This is a genomic window from Paenibacillus sp. JT31N11 (assembly GCF_056269285.1).
Genome location: NZ_JBWDNQ010000001.1, coordinates 1,221,407 through 1,239,397 on the forward strand (window position 1 = coordinate 1,221,407; position 17,991 = coordinate 1,239,397).

Sequence of the window (17,991 nt, forward strand, 5' to 3'; positions counted from 1 at the left end):
ACCACAAACGGAAAGGGTGGCGATTGCATGATGGAATTGGACGCGCAGGCAAAGGGCCACGTGCGGGAAGGCATGCGCAGGAAGCGCGGATTCTCTGGACTAGCGTTACATGAAGCCATGTGGGCGTATTTATTCATTGCACCGGTTGTGCTGGGACTTGGCATCTTCTATATTGCGCCCTCTCTGGTATCGCTCTATCTGTCCTTCACGCAGTGGGACGGATTGTCGACGCCGGTGTTTATCGGAATCGATAATTTCACGGCGCTTGCGCATGATGAAGTGTTCCTGCGAGCAATGCTGAATACGCTGCTGTATACGATCGGGACTGTACCGCTTACCTGTGCCTTTGCGGTTGTTCTCGCCGCATTGCTGAATTCGCAGATCCGCGGCATGATCGCCTATCGTACGATTTATTTCATCCCTGTCATCACCATGCCGATTGCCGTCGGCATGGTCTGGAAATGGCTGTACAACTCGGAGTACGGACTGATTAACTATGTGCTCGGCAGCCTGCATCTTCCGCAGCCGAACTGGCTGTTCGATGATAAGATCGCATTATTCTCGATCATCATGATCAGTGTATGGAGCGGAATTGGATACAGCGCCGTTATTCTGCTTGCGGGCCTGCAGGGCATCTCCGCCTCTTACTACGAAGCGGCCTCTCTTGATGGAGCCAGTAAGGTGTATCAATTCTTCCGTATCACCATCCCGCTGCTCGGACCGAGTCTCTTCTTCGTCACGGTCATTTCGTTTATCAACTCGTTTCAGGTATTCGATCTGATCTTTATTCTTGTAGGAAAGAACGATTCCATGCTCGATTCCACGCGGACAATTGTCTATAGCATATGGGAGAATGGTTTCAAGTTTTTCAACATGGGTTACGCATCTGCTGAAGCATTCATCCTGTTTTTTGTCATTCTGATTTTCACCATTGTCCAGATGTATCTTCAGAAGAAATGGGTTCATTACCAATAAAGGAGGGGTTCGAAATGGCTCAGACCCAAGCGGCTGTTCAATCCCAGGCCAAACCCCGGCGTTCCGGACATTTGGCCGTTCATATTGTGCTAATCATCGGTGCGGTGTTCATGATACTCCCTTTTCTATGGATGATCTCCACTTCAGTCAAGTCGTTTGCGGAATCCATGCAGGTTCCTCCGGTATGGTTCCCTGTCAAATTGCATATCGAAAATTACGCGAACGTCATGGATAAGGTGAACTTCGGCCGATATTATCTCAATACCTTTCTGATGACGACCGGGAGAACCGCAGGCCAGCTCGTATTGTGCTCTCTGGCCGCCTACGCGTTCGCCTGCATGAGGTTCCCGGGCAAATCCGTCATTTTCGTTATCATGCTGTCGGTTCTCATGATTCCTTCCCAGGTTATCATGATTCCAAGCTTTGTTATTATGCGCAATTTGAACTGGCTGGACAGCTTCTACGTGCTGATCATTCCAGGCATCTTCAGCGCCTTCGGTACCTTCCTGCTGCGCCAGTTCTTCATGGGTCTTCCCCGCGAGCTGGAAGAAGCTGCGAAGATTGACGGCTGCAGCTATTTCGGTATTTACAGCAGAGTCTATCTGCCACTGTCAACGTCGGCACTCGTATCACTGGCGATCTTCACGATTCTGAACTCCTGGAATGATCTGCAGTGGCCGCTGATTATGACCAGTCAGGATGAAATGCGGGTGCTCTCGATAGGAATCTCAACGTTTCAAGGACAGCATTCAACGGATTATCCGCTGCTGATGGCCGCGGCCGTAATGGCAACCATCCCCATTATCCTGATATTTATATTCTTCCAGCGTTATTTTATTGAAGGGATTGCCATGAGCGGTATTAAAGGATAAAATCCTATCTACTGCTGGAAAAGCAGTCTCATCTGACCATAAAGGAGACAAGGGCAATGATGCATATATTATTGATCGGGGCGGGCTCCATGGGCGGCAACCATGCGATTTGTTACTCGCAGATGCAGGGCGTAACGCTTGCCGGTATCGTGGAAATAAGTCCGCAGAGAGGCGAGGAGCTTGCAGCACGTGTCGGTACCAGGGTATTCCCTTCACTGGAAGAGGCGCTCAATCACTTGGACAAGGTTGATGTTATTGACGTTTGCCTGCCTACTTTTCTCCATAAAGAATTTGTGATGAAAGCGGCGGATGCAGGCAAGCATGTCATCTGTGAGAAGCCGCTGTCGGGTACGCTCGAGTCTGCGAGAGAGATGATCGACTACTGCAAGGATAAGGGCGTCAGACTGTTCGTCGGCCATGTGCTGCGCTTTTTCCATGAATATGAAAGGGCCAAGGAACTGCTCGATGCAGGCACCGTCGGTCCTGTGGCCGTAGCCCGGACGAGCAGGGGCGGCGGCTTCCCTGCGGGGTGGAACAACTGGTATAACGATTTCTCTTTAAGCGGAGGATTGACGCTTGATTTGATCATTCATGATTTTGATATTCTGCGATGGTATTTTGGCGAGGTTGAGCGGGTAAACGCGAGAGGCCTTTATCCTACAGCGCCGGATAAGCTGGATTATTCACTCGTAACGCTGCGGTTTAAGAACGGCACAATCGCCCATGTTGAGGGGTCCTGGGCCCATGACGGCTTCGCGATGAAGTTCGAACTGGCGGGCAAAACAGGCGTCATCGACTATGACAGCTCAAGGGATAAGCCAATTATCGCTTTAAGCCGCGTGGCCAAGGAAGGCATCGGTGGCGTTGCCGTGCCGGAAAGCCCTGTCAAAGAAAGTCCTTATTATAAAGAATTGAAGCATTTCCTGGCTTGTATTGCGAACAACGACGAGCCGCGTGTGTCGGCCGAGGATGCCTTCAAGGCGATGGAAATCGCGCTTGCAGCTATCGAATCCATGAAATCAGGCAAACCGGTTAAGCTTGGTGCCGAGTCGGCAGTCAACATCCGGAGCGGGGAGGGTTCACGATGAAGATAGGGATTATCAGCTTCGCCCATATGCATGCCTACAGCTACGCACACGCCCTTACAGGCATAGAGGGTGTCAAACTGGCCGGGATTGCAGATGACAACAGGGAGCGCGGCGAGAAATACGCCGCCGAGTTCGGGACTGTCTATTATTCCGATTACAAGCAGCTTCTGAAGCAGGGACTGGACGGCGTTATCGTAACTTCGGAGAATATCCGTCACAAGGAGCATGTGGTGTCGGCGGCTGCAGCCGGTATTCACGTCATGTGCGAGAAGCCGATTGCCACCACACTGGCGGATGCCCGCGAGATGATTGCGGTCTGTGAGGAGAATGGCGTCATGCTCCAGACGGCCTTCCCGGTCCGATTCAGCACGTCGGTCCGGCGGGCCAAGGAGATTGTCGACTCCGGCAGCTTGGGTGACATTATTGCCATGAAGGGCACCAACCGGGGACAGAATCCTGGCGGCTGGTTTATCGACCCTGCCTTGTCCGGCGGCGGCGCCGTTATCGATCATACCGTTCATGTCGTTGATATCATGCGCTGGTTTACCGGTGCAGAGGTCACAGAGGTCTATGCTGAAATTGACAATCTCGTATACGATACGCCGATTGACGATACCGGAATCATCACTATGACCTTCAATAACGGCATATTTTCGACGCTTGATTGCAGCTGGAACCGGAACCGCAGCTACCCCACCTGGGGGGATGTCACACTGGAGATCGTTGGTACGGCAGGCACGCTTTCCCTCGATGCAATGAACCAGAAAATCAACGTATTCTCCGATGATAACGGCTTTAAGCATGCATTCTGGGGTGACGACATGGATACAGGCCTTGTCGAAGATTTCATAACCGGAATCGGAGAAGGGCGCAAGCAGGCATCCGTGACCGGCGTTGACGGGATGCGCGCCATTGAGGTTGCGCTTGCAGCCTATGCTTCGGCGAAGCAGAAGGATACCGTCACGTTGGCTGCCGATGGGGTTGTACCGGGAAACCATTCATAAAAAAGCTGGATGAAAAATAAAGTATCTGGGATCATAGGCTTCCGCTGGGCTTGGAATGACTACATTCCTTGCTGGGCCGACTTGACATGAGATCAAGATGCCAATTTAATAAAATAAATGGTCCCTGTATCTTCGGATACAGGGATTTTTGTCGTACGTATATTTTTACATCAACTCGATCAACGTGAAGGAAAAAACATATTTTTGCCCCTTCGAAGAGCCGCCAGCGGCTTTTTTAGCCAGTCCTGTCAAACAGGTTACCAGATGATTATTGACGATAATTTGGCATTTTGACTATGATGGACCAAATTCTTCCTTCAAGCAAAGCCAGCTGTTCATTAGAAAGGGGGACCCGTATTGAAGAACGAAGCCGCCAATTTATCCTCGCAAGCTGCAGCTGTTTACGGCGGGGGACCGCAGCGTACTACCGGAAGAAAGCTCGCTGCTTTTAAGAAATATTTTTGGCTTTACACCATGATTCTGCCGGGGTTGATCTATTTTCTGATCTTCAAGTATTTGCCGATGTGGGGGATGGTCATTGCCTTCCAGGACTATATCGCATTCCTCGGCGTGACGGGCAGCAAGTGGGTCGGATTCAAGCATTTTGTCAACTTCTTCAATGATCCCGATTTCATGCTGCTGTTCCGAAACACGATTTTGCTTGCCCTGTATAATCTGTTTTTCTTCTTCCCGCTGCCGATTCTGATTGCTTTGATGCTGAATGAGCTGAGGAATCAGATTCTCAAGCGCTGGGTGCAAAGTTTGATTTACATTCCCCATTTCATGTCCTGGGTCGTTATTTCTGGAATCGTATACATTTTATTGACACCCGAGGCGGGAATAGTGAATGAGCTGATTGCCTCCATGGGCTGGAACAAAATCAATTTTCTCGCCAGCTCCGACTGGTTTCGTTCTCTAATTATATTGGAGGTGATCTGGCGCGAAACAGGGTGGGGAACGATTATCTTTCTGGCCGCTCTTGCCGGAGTTGACCCTCAGCTCTATGAGGCGTCAAGGATCGACGGGGCGGGCAGGATGCGCCAGCTATGGCATATCACCTTGCCCTGCATACGAAGCACCATTGTGATATTGCTTATTCTGAGGCTTGGGAATTTCATGGACTCCGGCTTCGAGCAAATCTTCCTCATGATGAATGCGATGAATCGGGAGGTGGCAGAAGTCTTCGATACTTATGTGTATACGTACGGCATCGTTCAAGGGCAGTTCAGCTACAGCACGGCTGTCGGCTTGTTCAAATCGTTGATTGCTTTGATTCTCGTCATTGGCGCCAATTATGCCGCCAAGAAGTTTGGCGAAGAAGGCATTTATTAATCTTTCCCGCTGTCTGTCGAAAGGAGGTCGCCGCAGTTGATCGAAAACAAGAACTGGAGCAGCCGGCTGTTTAATGCCGCGAACCAGACGCTGTTGATTCTCATTTCCCTGATTACGATCATTCCGTTTATTCATGTATTGGCGGTTTCGTTCTCGGACGAGAATGCCATCATTGACCGCAAATTCGTCTTATTCCCGGTTGATTTCTCACTGGACGCCTTCCGGTATATATTTTCCACCGATACGGTGTTCACCAGCCTGATCAATACCATTCTGATTACCGTGGTCGGCACGTTTGTCAATATTCTATTGACATCGCTTATGGCTTACCCGCTTGCCCGCAAGGACCTTCCCTTGCGCAGCACCATCCTGTTTCTTGTGACCTTCACCATGCTGTTCGGGGGCGGGATAGTTCCGACCTTCCTGATCGTCAAATGGCTGGGGCTGCTGAATTCATACTGGTCACTGATCATTCCTACCGCCATCAGCGCCTTTAATCTGATCGTGCTCAAGAACTTCTTTCAGCAGCTGCCCGAAAGCCTGGAGGAATCGGCCAAAATAGACGGCTGCCATGATTACGGCATTTTATTCCGGATTGTCATTCCGCTGTCGATGCCGGCGCTGACCACCTTTTCTCTCTTCTATGCCGTAGCGCATTGGAATTCCTTTTTTCAGGCGATTTTGTATGTCAACGATTCGTCCAAATGGCCGATACAGGTGCTGCTCAGGCAGATCGTCCTTCTCTCTCAGGGAGGGATCGGGGATTCGGTCGCGACGACCAATGTCATGTATACGCTTCCGGATACCGTCAAGACGGCTGTCATTGTCGTAGCCACAGTTCCTATTTTGTGCGTGTATCCGTTTTTGCAGAAGCATTTTGCCAAAGGCGTCATGTTAGGCTCGGTAAAAGGATGACGTTGCTTGCGGACGGCATCATCTTTACGCATACCAATTAGGGAGGTTGTTCGTATGCCACGAAACCGATTCATGAGAAGTATTTGTTTGTTTATGCTGGCTGTCACGATGATGATTGCGGGCTGTTCAAGCGGGAACGTCAATGCGCCTGCGGAGGGGAATCAGCCCGCCGGGGAGAAGGGTCCGACGAAGATCAGCATGATGGTCATCTATTACGCGGCAGAACCGCCCAAGCCCGACGCAGCCGTATTCAAGAAGCTGCAGGAGCTGACCAACACTGAGCTGGATATTACATGGATTCCAAGCTCCGCTTATTCCGAGAAGCTGAATGTGTCCGTCACATCAGGGGATATGCCGATGGCGATGTTCGTCAGCCAGCCGATGAATGCAACCATCGTCAGCAGCGCGCGAAGCGGGATGTTTTGGGAGATCGGACCCCTGTTGAAGGATTATCCCCTGCTGAGCAAAATCGATCCGCTGGCTTATCATAATTTGAAGATCGACGGAAAGGATTACGGCCTTCCGCGCCCGCAGCCCATTGGGGTTGATACGGTCATTTACCGCAAGGACTGGATGAAGAAACTGGGGCTCTCGGAGCCGAAGACGATCGAGGATGTCTATCAGATGGCCAAAGCGTTTCAAACGGGTGATCCTGATGGGAACGGCAAGGACGACACGATCGGGTTTGCCACCGATACTTCGCTTGCCGGTTTGAATATTGTGCTTGCCTGGCACGGAGCGCCCAACAAGTTCAACAGGGACGAGAGCGGCAAATTCACGACTGATTTTATGACCCCGGAATATGTGGAAGCCTTGAAATTCTTCAAACGCATGTATGATGATAAAGTGATGAACACGGATTTTGTGCTGACTCAAACGGCGCAGAAGGTCGACCTGATCAGGAAGGGCATAGCAGGGATGTATTTTGAGGCCAACTTCAACTCCGCCGAGCGCCAGCTCGATATCAGAACCCATACGCCGGAGGCGGAGATCGACATCGCTTACCGCATCCAGGGCCCCAAGGGAGAACGGCTGCTCGCCGCGCTCGGCTACAACGCCAGATATATGTTTTCCAAAACGAGCGTGAAGACGGAGGCGCAGCTGCGGGATATTCTTGCCTTCTTCGAAAAGATGCAAACTCCGGAAGTGGTAACGCTGCTGAAGTGGGGCATCGAGGGCGTCCATTACAAGGTTGAGAACGGCAAGAACGTCAGCATTGATGAAGTGCTGTATAATAAAGAGGTCGAACCGCTCAAGTTTCTCAGGCTCGACAGCGAGAATGCCGATTTGACGGGCAATTCCCCGCTGGATACGAAGGTGAACGAGACCTATGCCGATATGGCGAGCATATCCGTGCAGGACCCGGCAATTGCGTTAATCTCGCAAACCATGACGGAAAAAGGAGCGCAGTTAACCAAAATTATCGATGATGCGAAGATTAAATTTATTCTCGGCGAGCTGGATGAAGCAGGATTTAAGCAGGAAGTGGATAAATGGTTAAAGAGCGGCGGGCAAAAAATTCTTGACGAATATGCCGCTGAATACGCCAAAGAGAACAAATAAGGGTTGATTAACGAAGGAAGAAGGGATGTACCGGTATGAATCAGCAGACCGCTCATGAGCCTTCCGCGCCAGAGACCGTTTCTCCGAAGAAGCAGGGAATAATCGATTGTGATGTACATGTTTCACCGCAGCATCCCGATCAAATCCGCAGGCATATTGCACCCGGATGGCAGAACCGCTTTGCCATGAGCGGACGGGATCTGTACGGACATCCCACCTATGTCAACCGGACGGATGCCAATCCGCCAAGCGGACTGCCAGTCGGCTCGGACCCGGATTTTCTGCGGAAGCAGCTGGTTGACGAATATGGGATGGATCATTTGATTCTGATCCAGCGACCATTCACCAATCCGCAGCCGAATCCCGAATTCGCCACTGCGCTTGCGGCGGCATGGAACGGCTGGATTGCCGAAACCTGGCTTGATGCCTACAATCATGATCATGTGTTTAAGGGATCGATCTGTGTCTCGACTCAAGATCCGGCCGGAGCCGCGAGGGAAATCGAACGATGGGCGGGCCACCCGCATTTCGTGCAGGTCGTTACCGATTCGGCATCGGCAGCCGCATACGGTCAGCGGCAGTTCGATCCTATCTATGAAGCGTGCCAGCGGCTGGGTCTGCCGTTTGCCATGCATGCGGGCGCAGACGGAACCGGCATCACCTCCATCCCCTCATCGGGGTATCCGACGCATTATATCGAATGGAGCACTTTGCATGTTCTGTCCTATCAGACGCATCTTGTCAGTATGCTGGTAGAGGGCGTGTTCGAACGCTTCCCGGAACTGAAGGTCGTATTGGTGGAAGGCGGCGTGTCCTGGCTTCCGGCCTTGCTCTGGCGCCTCGATACGCAGTATGGGCGCTTCAAGAAGGAGCTTCCCTGGCTGAGCAGGAAACCAAGCGAGTATATACGCGATCATGTGCGCTTCACCTCGCAGCCGATTGAACGGCCGGAACAGGACCGCCATTTGCTGAAGATGCTGGAGATCATGGACGCCGAGCATATACTGATGTTCTCCAGCGATTACCCGCATTGGGATTTCGACAGCCCGCGGCTTGCGTTCCCGAAGCTGCCTGAACCTTTGCGGAGCCGCATTTATCATGAAAATGCCCGTGAGCTTTATCGCTTGTAGGCAAGCGAAGGAGGGAGAACCAGCTATGAGCAGCAGCCCGTCGAGATTGATCGATTGCGACGTCCATGTCTGTCCGCGCAGCGCTGACGAGATCAAAGCGTATCTGGAGCAGCCATGGAAGCACCGATTCAGCATCCGTAAAAACACTTACTACAAAAACCCAAACCCGCCTGTCGATAAGATGCCCCCAGGGGGAGGCGCTGCGGGCAGCGATCCCGATTTTCTGAGGAGCCAGCTGATTGACCGGATGGGCATCTACCGGGCTATTATCATGACACAGGCGCATCTGACGGCGGATCATGATCCGGACTACTCAAGCGCGGTTGCAACCGCATACAACAGCTGGCTGGCCGATACCTGGCTGGGTGAGTACAATGCAGACGGCGTATTTAAAGGCTCTATTGTGATCAACCACCGGGACCCCGCGGCGGCGGCCAGGGAAATCGACCGTTGGGCGGATCATCCGCATTTCGTTCAGATCCAGATGGACACCGGCGCGATGGCACCTTTCGGACAAAGGCAGTATCACCCGATCTTTGAAGCGGCAGAGCGGAATGGATTGCCGGTGGCGATCCATCCCGGAGGAGAGTCCATTGGTGTCAACAAGCCCGTATGGATCGGGTATCCCGCGCATTACACGGAATATTACACGGGGTTCAGCTTTGCGGTACAGTCCCACCTGGTGAGCCTGCTGACGGAAGGTACCTTCGAACGCTTCCCGAAGCTAAAGATCGTTATTGCCGAAGGCGGAGTCACCTGGCTGCCGGCTTTGCTGTGGAGGCTGGATCAGGAGTGGAAGGGGCTTCGTTCGGAAGTGCCCTGGGTGACGAAGGCACCGTCGGAATATGTGCGCGATCATGTCCGGTTCACTACACAGCCTCTTGAGCGGCCTGAAAAGGACGAGGATTTGCTCGCGGTGCTGGATATGATGGATGCGCATAATCTGCTGATGTTTTCGTCCGATTATCCGGAAAGCGACTTCGTATCGCCGGAAGCCTCGCTGCCGCGCTTGCCGGCCGAGTGGGAATCGAAGATGCTGTTCGAGAATGCAAGGCAATGGTATTCGTTGTAAATCAATTGTGTACACGCTTGCAGGAATGTGGATGAACCCTATTTTGATCAGGAGGTTGGGAACTCAATGGAGCAGCAGGTAGAGACCGGTGTGACGAAGAGAACAGAGAACAAGAAGTATGGCGTTATTGATTGTGACGTACATCCTTCTCCCAGAAATACAGAAGAAATTCGTTCTTACATGGCCCAGCCATGGAGGGACCGCTATCATGGAAGCACGCGCGGATTCTTCGGAAATCCGGTACATGGCGCGCGCCTGGACGCTACCCCGCCGCAGGGGGGCCCAACGGGATCGGATCCCGATTTCCTGCGGGAGCAGTTAATCGATAAATATGGCCACGCACATGCCATTCTGCTGCCGCGGGCTTTTTGCAACCTGCAGCCTGACCCTGATTTTGGAACCGCTATCGCGGCTGCTTATAATGACTGGCTGGCCGATACCTGGCTTAGTAAATACAATCATGACGGCGTATTCAAAGGCTCGATTACAGTCAATCACCAGGATCCGCAGGCGGCGGCACGGGAAATCGAGCGCTGGGCAGGTCATCCGCATTTTGTCCAGGTCATGACTGATTCCGGTGCGCGGGCGCCGTTCGGCCAGCGGCAGTATTATCCGATTTATGAAGCGTGCGCACGCCACGGCCTGCCGTTCGCTATCCATCCGGGTACAGACGGAATGGGCATTAATATTCAGCCTACCCCCGGATACCCGACTCATTATATCGAATGGCATACCTGCCTGTCCCTGGGCTTTCAAGCCCATCTCGTAAGCTTCCTGACGGAGGGCGTATTCGAGAGGTTTCCGAACTTCAAGATCGTCCTGACAGAGGGCGGCGTCTCATGGCTGCCCGGCTTAATCTGGCGTCTGAATGCCGAATACAAGGCGCTGCGGTTCGAAGTGCCATGGATGAAGCGCCGCCCCAGCGATTATTTGCGGGATCATGTACGGCTCTCCTCCCAGCCGCTGGAACGTCCTGACGACGACAAGGAGCTTCTACAAATGCTGCAGATGATGGATGCCGAGCATATTCTGATGTTTGCCAGCGATTATCCGCATTGGGATTTCGATTCGCCGACGCACGCTTTTCCGAAGCTGCCTGAAGCGATGCACAGACGGATCTTTTTCGAAAATGCCAGAGAGCTGTACAATTTATAATCAAACTGCAGGGAGGACGTTCAGAGATGGGAAGACATGTGATTGGAGCAGCAGCGGATTTGCCGCCGGGCACGAACAGGATTCTGACGGTCGAGGGACGCTCGGTTGGCGTGTTTAATGTGAGCGGTACGTATTACGCGCTCAAAAACAGCTGCCCGCATCAAGGCGCTCCGCTGTGCGCGGGCAAGGTAACGGGAATGACATTGCCGTCTGAGCCGGGACAATACCTGTACGGCCGGGAAGGCGAGATCCTGCGCTGCCCCTGGCATGGCTGGGAGTTTGATATTCAGAACGGCAAGTCCATTTTTGACCCGCATAAATGTCTGGTCAAGACCTATCAGGTTGCCGTCGAAGCAGACGCGGATGCGGATGTGGAAGAGGAATCCCCTTCAGTAGAGACATACGAGGTGAAGGTCGAAGAGGCGAAAGTGGTCGTGTATATCTAGTAACTGCCTATTTAGATTAAAGTCCGGTGATAAACCTGCGGAGCAGGCGGAAATCGTCTGGAGAAGCGTAGGCTGAAAGCTTTCGTAAGAAAGCTGCTTCGGAAGCCTGCACTTACGACCTTTGTACCCCGAATTTAACAGCTAAAGGTGCAAAACCAACCACATCCATACCGTGGATGGTTTTGCACCGAGGTGACAATGCTACCCGCGGTGTTTATTGTGGACAGCATTGCACCAAAGGTATCCAAAATCAAAATTCCGGATACAACAGCTTGTCCGACAAGTGACAAGCGGTATAACACGCTTGTAACACTTGCGAGTATCGGAAGACGCTTCCGCATGCGCAGCCGGATCTTTTACTGAATAATAATGTCTGAAACAGCTTGGAACTTGTCATGAGCAATATAAACAGGAAGATCAATGTCCAATGAGAAATTCTCATAATCGGAGACAATTATGAAAACAAGATCCAAATATCTCGTGAACATTTTTTTATTCAGTCTGTTTATAGGCATGACTCCGGTATTGATGCTCGGCTTCTTCTCTTATTCCAAGGCATCCGTGGAAATTCAAAAGAAGGTGAACGAAGGGAATAGCCGGATACTCGAGCAAACGCAGTTCCGGGTGGAGCAGGTGTTGAAAACCGTCGATACGGTGACCAACCAGTTTATCCATTCTCCGCTGACGATTTCCGTCATGGAACTGGAAATGGAGAAGGAGCGGTATCAGGATTTTCAGCAAATCAGAGACGGATTATACAAGCTGCAGGCACAGGGGCTCGGAATCTTTGATGTCTTTCTATACAATATCGAGAAGAATTGGTTGATCAATAACAGCGGCTTCTTCAACAAGATCGATAAAGAAAGCCTGGATCTGCTGCAGGATTATGCACAAATGCCGGCGATTTCGCAGTGGACGATTAACAGAGAGCCCGTTTCCGGAGACGGTGATGACCTGGTCAGCGTGAAGACCGTAAATTTGATAAAGCGGATGCCGATCATCTCATCGAATCCGGATGGCTTCCTGGTCAGCAAAATCCCCATCCACGAGATCCGCAAGCTTCTGTCCAAGAATGTAATGCCCGGGGCAATGATGATCCTGGATGCGGATAAACGGGTCATTGCGCTTGACGGGGAGGATGTGGAGGATGCGGATATGCAGCCCGGACAAATTACGGAGCTGCTGCAAAGCCATACGGAGGAAATCGGCTCTTTCGAAACAGAGCTGGGACAAGGGAACGTGATGCTCTCGTACCGCCAGTCCTCTTATAACGGATGGGTATATGTATCCTCGGTCTCCATTGCGCAGTCAACCCGGGATTCCAAGGCCATCGGGTGGTTTACCCTGGTCGCGTGTCTGACGATCTGCGCCCTGACTTTAATTATTGCCTGGCTGGGCTCGCGCCGGATCTACCGTCCGGTGAGAAAGCTGTATACCTCTGTCCTTGCGGAGTCGGGCGAAGATTCGCTGCTTCACAAAAACGAGTTTGAATCGATTGAACTAAGCGTCCAGCGGCTCACGCAGTCCAAATTCAGAATGGGGAATCAAATTGAAGGACAAATCAAGCTGCTGAAGGAATATTTCTTTTTCAAGCTGTTCCAGGGGGACTTGAGGCGTAAAGAAATGGAAGAGGGCCTGGTGTTTCATGGACTCCCGGCGGAGCTTGAGCGTTCGATCGTACTGGCGGTTGAGATCGATACGCTGGAAGGCACCCGCTATAAGGAGCAGGACCGCAGCCTGCTGTTGTTTGCGATCGATAATATTTTGCGGGAAATTGTAGCGGAGCGGCAACGAATCGGCTCCGTCATCATTCAGGATACGGTTGGGGTGCTCATAGACAGCGCCAAGCCGGGCGACGGGGCTTTCAAGGACTGGATATTCGGGCTGGCGGTGAAAATTCAACAAGCGGTCCGCTCCTATTTGCATATTAAAATCAGTATAGGCGTAAGCCGCGAGATCCGCTCGCCGGGGGCAGCTCCGGCAGCCTTCAAGGAAAGCCAGGAGGCTTTGAAATACAGGCTTCAGCTCGGGCAGGAGGTGATCCTGTTCATCGAGGATGTGCAGCTCCGCTCCAGCGGCTCCATCCAATATCCGCAGGAGACGGAGAAGGAGCTCGTTGAAGCGGTCAAGAGCATGGATGCCGGCAGAGCGCAGGAGATCCTGCACCGCTTTATCTCTGAGGTAACAGATAACAAAATCGGCTGCAACCAATACGAAATTTCCTTGTCTCTGCTGCTCGGCGAAATGGTCCGGATAGCGAAGGATTCCGGCTTGCCGTGGAATCTGATCGATGACAAGAACCGCTCATTATTCGGCGAGCTGCTGCATCTGAAGACCGGACTCGAGGTGGAGAACTGGTTTTGCGACAACATCATTTTCCCGGTTATCCGTTTCTTGACGCAGCGGGAGGAAACGCAATACCGCAGGATATCGGATGAGATTATCAAGATCATCCACGCCGACTATGATAAAATGCTGACCTTGGATGCATGCGCGGCCAGGGTGAATTACCATCCCCATTATGTGAGCAGGGTGTTCTCCCGGGAAATGGGCACGAGCTTCGCCGATTACTTGTCCCAATACCGGCTGCTCAAGGCCAAGGAGTGGCTGCAATCAACCGACTTGAAGATTGTTGAAATCGCTTTAAAGCTGCATTATACGAACCCTCAGAATTTTATCCGGTCTTTCCGCAAAATCGTTGGCATGACCCCGGGACAATACCGGACGTTGTTCAGGTAAGGGATTAAAAATTTAGCCAGGAAGCAGGTTTTCCAAAATGAAAATTGCCAGTATTGAGACCTTCACAACAAAGGAAATCAGCATTGTCAGAGTCCGGACGGACGACGGAAGAGAAGGCTACGGGCAGACGGCCCCCTATATTCATGCCAATATCGCCGCCCTGGTGCTTCACCAGCAAGTCAGTCCCTATGTATTGGGAGCGGATGTGAGCCGGGTGGAGGATATCGCTCCGCTGGCCGAGAAATGCATTGAAGGCGAGCATAAGTTTCCGGGATCTTATATATGCCGTGCGGTAGGCGGGGTCGATACGGCCCTGTGGGATCTCCATGGGAAAATCCAGAATAAAAGCGTGCGGGAGCTGCTGGGCGGCCAAAAAACAGCTGTCGAGGTGTATGGCTCCAGCATGAGCCGGTCCATCACCCCCGAGCAGGAAGCCGAGAGGCTGAAGCGGTTAAAGCAATCCCATGGCTTCAAAGCATTCAAAATCCGCATCGGCAATCCCTTCGGGCATGATGTTGACGCCTGGCCTGGCAGAACGGAAGCCATTGTTCCGGCTGTGCGCGAAGCGATCGGTCCGGATACCCTGCTGTATGTGGACGCGAACAGCGGCTTCTCCCCTGAGCGGGCTATCGAGGTAGGTCATATGCTGGAGCAGTACGGCGTTTGCCACTATGAGGAGCCATGTCCCTATCCCGAGCTGGAATGGACACAGCAGGTGAATCAGGCTTTGAGCCTGGCAGTCACCGGAGGAGAGCAGGATACGGATCTGGCCCAGTTCCGGCGCATGATTGCCATGCGGGCCGTCGATATTGTACAGCCCGATGTTTGTTATGTGGGCGGATTGAGCCGCGCTCTGCAGGTGGCGAAGATGGCGGAGGAAGCCGGAATCCCGTGTACGCCGCATTCATCGAATCTCTCGATGGTCACGGTATTTACTTTGCATATGTTGGGAGCCATTCCCAACGCCGGCCGGTTTATGGAATATACGATAGAGTGGAACAATGCCTGGACAGACGGGCTTTTCAGCCCTCCGCTCAAGGTCGTTGACGGCTCCGTTGAGATTCCCAAGGGTCCTGGCTGGGGTGTTGAGATCAATCAGCAGTGGCTGGATAAGGCTGATTACCAGATTAGCCGACTATAAACCTGAGCCTGCAGAAGAATAGTTATGGCTGCTGTGCGGTAAGGGTGCATCCTTAAAGGATGTGCCCTTTGCTGTTATCTGCCCATGCCGCAGGTCGAAGGACGCTTGGCAAACGCCCGGCAGTATGCGATTATGAGAGCAGATCCGGTTGGGAAGGGGTAATATGAGATGAAATGCGCTGTGCTTGACGATTATCAGCAGGTTGCCATGTCCATGACGGATTGGACGGGGCTCGCCGATCGGGTGGATGTTAAAGTATTCCATACCCATTTCGAGAATGAGGACGAGCTGGCAGCTGCGATCGAAGATTGCGAGATTGTAGTCATAATGCGGGAGCGCACTCCTTTTCGGAGCGGACTCTTCAAGCGTCTGCCCCGTCTGAAGCTGCTGGTGACGACGGGAATGCGCAATGCTTCCATCGATCTGGCCGCCGCGGCGGACAGCGGCGTAGTCGTATGCGGGACGCGCGGGGGAGGCGAAGGCACGACGGAGCTGACATGGACGCTTATTCTGGGACTGGCGAGGAAACTTGTGCAGGAGAATGAGGCGCTTCGTTCCGTTGGGCATTGGCAGAGTACGGTCGGCATCGACCTTCTCGGCAAGCGTCTCGGCCTGCTGGGACTCGGTCATATCGGGAGCAATGTCGCGCGGATCGGACAAGCGTTCGGCATGGAGGTTGCGGCATGGAGCCAAAATCTGACCGCGGAAAAAGCTGCCGCCGCGGGTGTGAAGCTGGCTTCCTCGAAGGAGGAGCTGCTCGAGAGCAGCGACTTTGTCTCGATTCATCTCGTGCTTGGCGATCGCACAAGAGGACTGCTCGGAGCACGGGAGCTCGGGCTCATGCGGCCGTCAGCCTACCTCATCAACACCTCGCGTGCGCCGATCGTTGACCGGGATGCGCTGATTGAAGCGCTGCGCAGCGGCACAATTGCCGGAGCCGGACTGGACGTGTTCGAGCAGGAGCCTCTGCCTGCGGATGATCCGCTCCGCACACTGCCCAATGTGCTGGCGACGCCGCATATCGGGTATGTTACTGAAGCGGCTTACCGCGGCTTCTTCCGCGGAATTGTCGAAGACATTGATGCTTATTTGAATGGATCGCCCGTGAATGTTCTCGGCTAGCGGGAATTCATTCCTCTCATCCGCTGAACAAGCGGCTGCTGCCGGTTCAGGGGAATTGCCCTGAACGCCGGCGGGCAGCCGCTTTTTCGGATTGATCTGAACGGTCGCAGCTTGGAAGGATTGGATATTTCTTATTCTTTATCGATCGTTCTATATTGGGTATAATAGCAGTAAAGGAGCTGTTGGTATGTCCAGAAACAGAGAGTTTGAAGTTAACGATGTGCTTAATAAGGCAATGGGTCTTTTTTGGTTTCAAGGATATGAAAAAACATCGATGAGCAATCTGGTGGAGACCATGGGCGTCCACAGGAAGAGCATTTATAATACCTTTGGCGACAAGCATTCTTTGTACATGAAAGCAATGGAACGCTATGATCAAGCTATAGGAGCAGAGACAAGGTCATTGATCAAAAATACCGCTTCCGCCAAACAGGCTATCCGGCAGTTGTTTGAATTTAGCGCGATGGCAGAATCAGGGCCCAGAGGCTGCTTGACGGTCAATTCTGCCGTTGAACTTGCCCAGCATGATTCTGAAGTGGCAATCAAAGTGAATGAGAGCTTTGCCAGTGGCGAGAAGCTGCTGCTCGAGCTTGTCACACTCGGCCAGAATACAGGCGAAATTGCTGATCATCACAATGCCGAATCACTGGCTTATTACTTGAACAATGCGTGGATAGGCATGCGCGTTCTGGTTAAGACAACGGATGATAAAGAGAAATTGATAGGGATTATCGACACAACCCTTGCTATATTGGAAAGATAAGAGGCTTTGATGCTTGCAGCAGCCCGTCCTTGAACATCTAAATTAAGTGTGCTGCAATTTGCATATTAAGCCAAAGAAAGGAGCAGCACCCGATGGCTCAGTTGACCCGCTTCGGATTCGGAGTGCAGGCTCTTATCGCGCTCGCGTCGCGTCGGGACCAATGGTCCAGCGCCGAAATCGCCGGCCTTATCCGCTGCGAGCCGACGGCGCTCCGCAAGATTTTATCGCAACTGGCGGAAGCGGGCCTGATTGATGTGAAGCAGGGCCGGTCCGGAGGCTATCGCCTGGTCAAACGGCCGGAGGAGATCACCCTGTTCGAAGTATACCAGTCCCTTCATAATGAAGACCCGCAATGGGGACGGATGGCCGACACGACCGGAGAAGGCTTGTTTGGCGCGAAAGTCCGGGAATCCTTTACGCGGATCATGACCGATATCAATGTTCAGGTCACGCAGGTGCTTGGGAACTATACGATCGCGGATTTGGTGGAATAAATTTTTTTACTGAAAATGTGCAAATTATTGCACAAATAATTTCTTCCAGAAAAGTGAATGACTAATGAAGATCACAGGGTACGGTCAATCGGCATTATTGTTGAGCGAATTATCGATTACGCGGGCGTGGTGACGTTTTTAATACGAGCAATTGCGAACAAGCGGAAGCGATTAACGGTG

Annotated in this window: 17 protein-coding genes; all 17 read left to right on the forward strand. The window is 52.3% G+C overall.

What is annotated here, in order from left to right; all coding sequences use genetic code 11:
* Positions 1–27 precede the first annotated feature (27 nt).
* The 17 genes from AC0YNV_RS05315 (at position 28) to AC0YNV_RS05395 (ending at position 17,811) form a co-directional block, all read left to right on the forward strand.
* On the forward strand, positions 28–975 hold the full coding sequence (locus tag AC0YNV_RS05315) for a carbohydrate ABC transporter permease (RefSeq protein WP_475766440.1): 948 nt from the start codon (positions 28–30) through the stop codon (positions 973–975).
* A gap of 14 nt (positions 976–989) precedes the next feature.
* Complete coding sequence (locus AC0YNV_RS05320; protein ID WP_475766442.1) at positions 990–1,847, forward strand: carbohydrate ABC transporter permease; 858 nt, start codon at positions 990–992, stop codon at positions 1,845–1,847.
* Positions 1,848–1,903: 56 nt separating this feature from the next.
* A complete protein-coding gene (locus AC0YNV_RS05325; protein ID WP_475766444.1) occupies positions 1,904–2,935 on the forward strand; it encodes a Gfo/Idh/MocA family protein in 1,032 nt (343 codons plus the stop codon).
* Positions 2,932–3,939, forward strand: coding sequence for a Gfo/Idh/MocA family protein (locus AC0YNV_RS05330; protein WP_475766446.1), 1,008 nt, complete (start codon positions 2,932–2,934; stop codon positions 3,937–3,939). The genes AC0YNV_RS05325 and AC0YNV_RS05330 overlap by 4 nt, the downstream gene beginning before the upstream one ends.
* 474 nt (positions 3,940–4,413) lie before the next feature.
* Positions 4,414–5,271, forward strand: a complete 858-nt coding sequence (locus AC0YNV_RS05335; protein ID WP_210045458.1) for an ABC transporter permease — start codon at positions 4,414–4,416, stop codon at positions 5,269–5,271.
* Between the two features lie 36 nt (positions 5,272–5,307).
* On the forward strand, positions 5,308–6,186 hold the full coding sequence (locus AC0YNV_RS05340) for a carbohydrate ABC transporter permease (protein ID WP_210045420.1): 879 nt from the start codon (positions 5,308–5,310) through the stop codon (positions 6,184–6,186).
* Between the two features lie 54 nt (positions 6,187–6,240).
* Positions 6,241–7,749 (forward strand): extracellular solute-binding protein, encoded by a 1,509-nt coding sequence (locus AC0YNV_RS05345; protein WP_475766449.1) that lies wholly within the window; start codon positions 6,241–6,243, stop codon positions 7,747–7,749.
* A 35-nt stretch (positions 7,750–7,784) separates the two neighbouring features.
* Complete coding sequence (locus AC0YNV_RS05350; protein ID WP_475766451.1) at positions 7,785–8,879, forward strand: amidohydrolase family protein; 1,095 nt, start codon at positions 7,785–7,787, stop codon at positions 8,877–8,879.
* 25 nt (positions 8,880–8,904) lie between these two features.
* Positions 8,905–9,951, forward strand: a complete 1,047-nt coding sequence (locus tag AC0YNV_RS05355; RefSeq protein ID WP_475766453.1) for an amidohydrolase family protein — start codon at positions 8,905–8,907, stop codon at positions 9,949–9,951.
* Between the two features lie 66 nt (positions 9,952–10,017).
* On the forward strand, positions 10,018–11,106 hold the full coding sequence (locus AC0YNV_RS05360; protein ID WP_475766455.1) for an amidohydrolase family protein: 1,089 nt from the start codon (positions 10,018–10,020) through the stop codon (positions 11,104–11,106).
* A 26-nt stretch (positions 11,107–11,132) separates the two neighbouring features.
* A complete protein-coding gene (locus tag AC0YNV_RS05365) occupies positions 11,133–11,552 on the forward strand; it encodes a Rieske (2Fe-2S) protein (RefSeq protein ID WP_475766457.1) in 420 nt (139 codons plus the stop codon).
* A gap of 192 nt (positions 11,553–11,744) precedes the next feature.
* Complete coding sequence (locus AC0YNV_RS05370; protein WP_475766459.1) at positions 11,745–11,915, forward strand: hypothetical protein; 171 nt, start codon at positions 11,745–11,747, stop codon at positions 11,913–11,915.
* A gap of 93 nt (positions 11,916–12,008) precedes the next feature.
* Positions 12,009–14,291, forward strand: coding sequence for an AraC family transcriptional regulator (locus tag AC0YNV_RS05375; protein WP_475766461.1), 2,283 nt, complete (start codon positions 12,009–12,011; stop codon positions 14,289–14,291).
* Positions 14,292–14,328: 37 nt separating this feature from the next.
* The gene (locus AC0YNV_RS05380) at positions 14,329–15,432 is read left to right on the forward strand and encodes a mandelate racemase/muconate lactonizing enzyme family protein (RefSeq protein WP_475766463.1); all 1,104 of its coding nucleotides are present in this window, start codon (positions 14,329–14,331) and stop codon (positions 15,430–15,432) included.
* Positions 15,433–15,600: 168 nt separating this feature from the next.
* A complete protein-coding gene (locus AC0YNV_RS05385; protein WP_475766465.1) occupies positions 15,601–16,554 on the forward strand; it encodes a D-2-hydroxyacid dehydrogenase family protein in 954 nt (317 codons plus the stop codon).
* A 187-nt stretch (positions 16,555–16,741) separates the two neighbouring features.
* Positions 16,742–17,317: a TetR/AcrR family transcriptional regulator gene (locus AC0YNV_RS05390; RefSeq protein WP_475766466.1), complete on the forward strand. Its 576-nt coding sequence runs from the start codon at positions 16,742–16,744 to the stop codon at positions 17,315–17,317.
* Positions 17,318–17,409: 92 nt separating this feature from the next.
* Positions 17,410–17,811 (forward strand): Rrf2 family transcriptional regulator, encoded by a 402-nt coding sequence (locus tag AC0YNV_RS05395; protein WP_475766468.1) that lies wholly within the window; start codon positions 17,410–17,412, stop codon positions 17,809–17,811.
* The last annotated feature ends 180 nt before the right edge of the window (positions 17,812–17,991 follow it).

Coding starts and splice junctions, on each gene's coding strand:
- AC0YNV_RS05315 (WP_475766440.1), top strand. CDS start 28: ATGATGGAATTGGACGCGCAGGCAAAGGGCCACGTGCGGGAAGGCATG.
- AC0YNV_RS05320 (WP_475766442.1), top strand. CDS start 990: ATGGCTCAGACCCAAGCGGCTGTTCAATCCCAGGCCAAACCCCGGCGT.
- AC0YNV_RS05325 (WP_475766444.1), top strand. CDS start 1,904: ATGATGCATATATTATTGATCGGGGCGGGCTCCATGGGCGGCAACCAT.
- AC0YNV_RS05330 (WP_475766446.1), top strand. CDS start 2,932: ATGAAGATAGGGATTATCAGCTTCGCCCATATGCATGCCTACAGCTAC.
- AC0YNV_RS05335 (WP_210045458.1), top strand. CDS start 4,414: ATGATTCTGCCGGGGTTGATCTATTTTCTGATCTTCAAGTATTTGCCG.
- AC0YNV_RS05345 (WP_475766449.1), top strand. CDS start 6,241: ATGCCACGAAACCGATTCATGAGAAGTATTTGTTTGTTTATGCTGGCT.
- AC0YNV_RS05350 (WP_475766451.1), top strand. CDS start 7,785: ATGAATCAGCAGACCGCTCATGAGCCTTCCGCGCCAGAGACCGTTTCT.
- AC0YNV_RS05355 (WP_475766453.1), top strand. CDS start 8,905: ATGAGCAGCAGCCCGTCGAGATTGATCGATTGCGACGTCCATGTCTGT.
- AC0YNV_RS05360 (WP_475766455.1), top strand. CDS start 10,018: ATGGAGCAGCAGGTAGAGACCGGTGTGACGAAGAGAACAGAGAACAAG.
- AC0YNV_RS05365 (WP_475766457.1), top strand. CDS start 11,133: ATGGGAAGACATGTGATTGGAGCAGCAGCGGATTTGCCGCCGGGCACG.
- AC0YNV_RS05375 (WP_475766461.1), top strand. CDS start 12,009: ATGAAAACAAGATCCAAATATCTCGTGAACATTTTTTTATTCAGTCTG.
- AC0YNV_RS05380 (WP_475766463.1), top strand. CDS start 14,329: ATGAAAATTGCCAGTATTGAGACCTTCACAACAAAGGAAATCAGCATT.
- AC0YNV_RS05385 (WP_475766465.1), top strand. CDS start 15,601: ATGAAATGCGCTGTGCTTGACGATTATCAGCAGGTTGCCATGTCCATG.
- AC0YNV_RS05390 (WP_475766466.1), top strand. CDS start 16,742: ATGTCCAGAAACAGAGAGTTTGAAGTTAACGATGTGCTTAATAAGGCA.
- AC0YNV_RS05395 (WP_475766468.1), top strand. CDS start 17,410: ATGGCTCAGTTGACCCGCTTCGGATTCGGAGTGCAGGCTCTTATCGCG.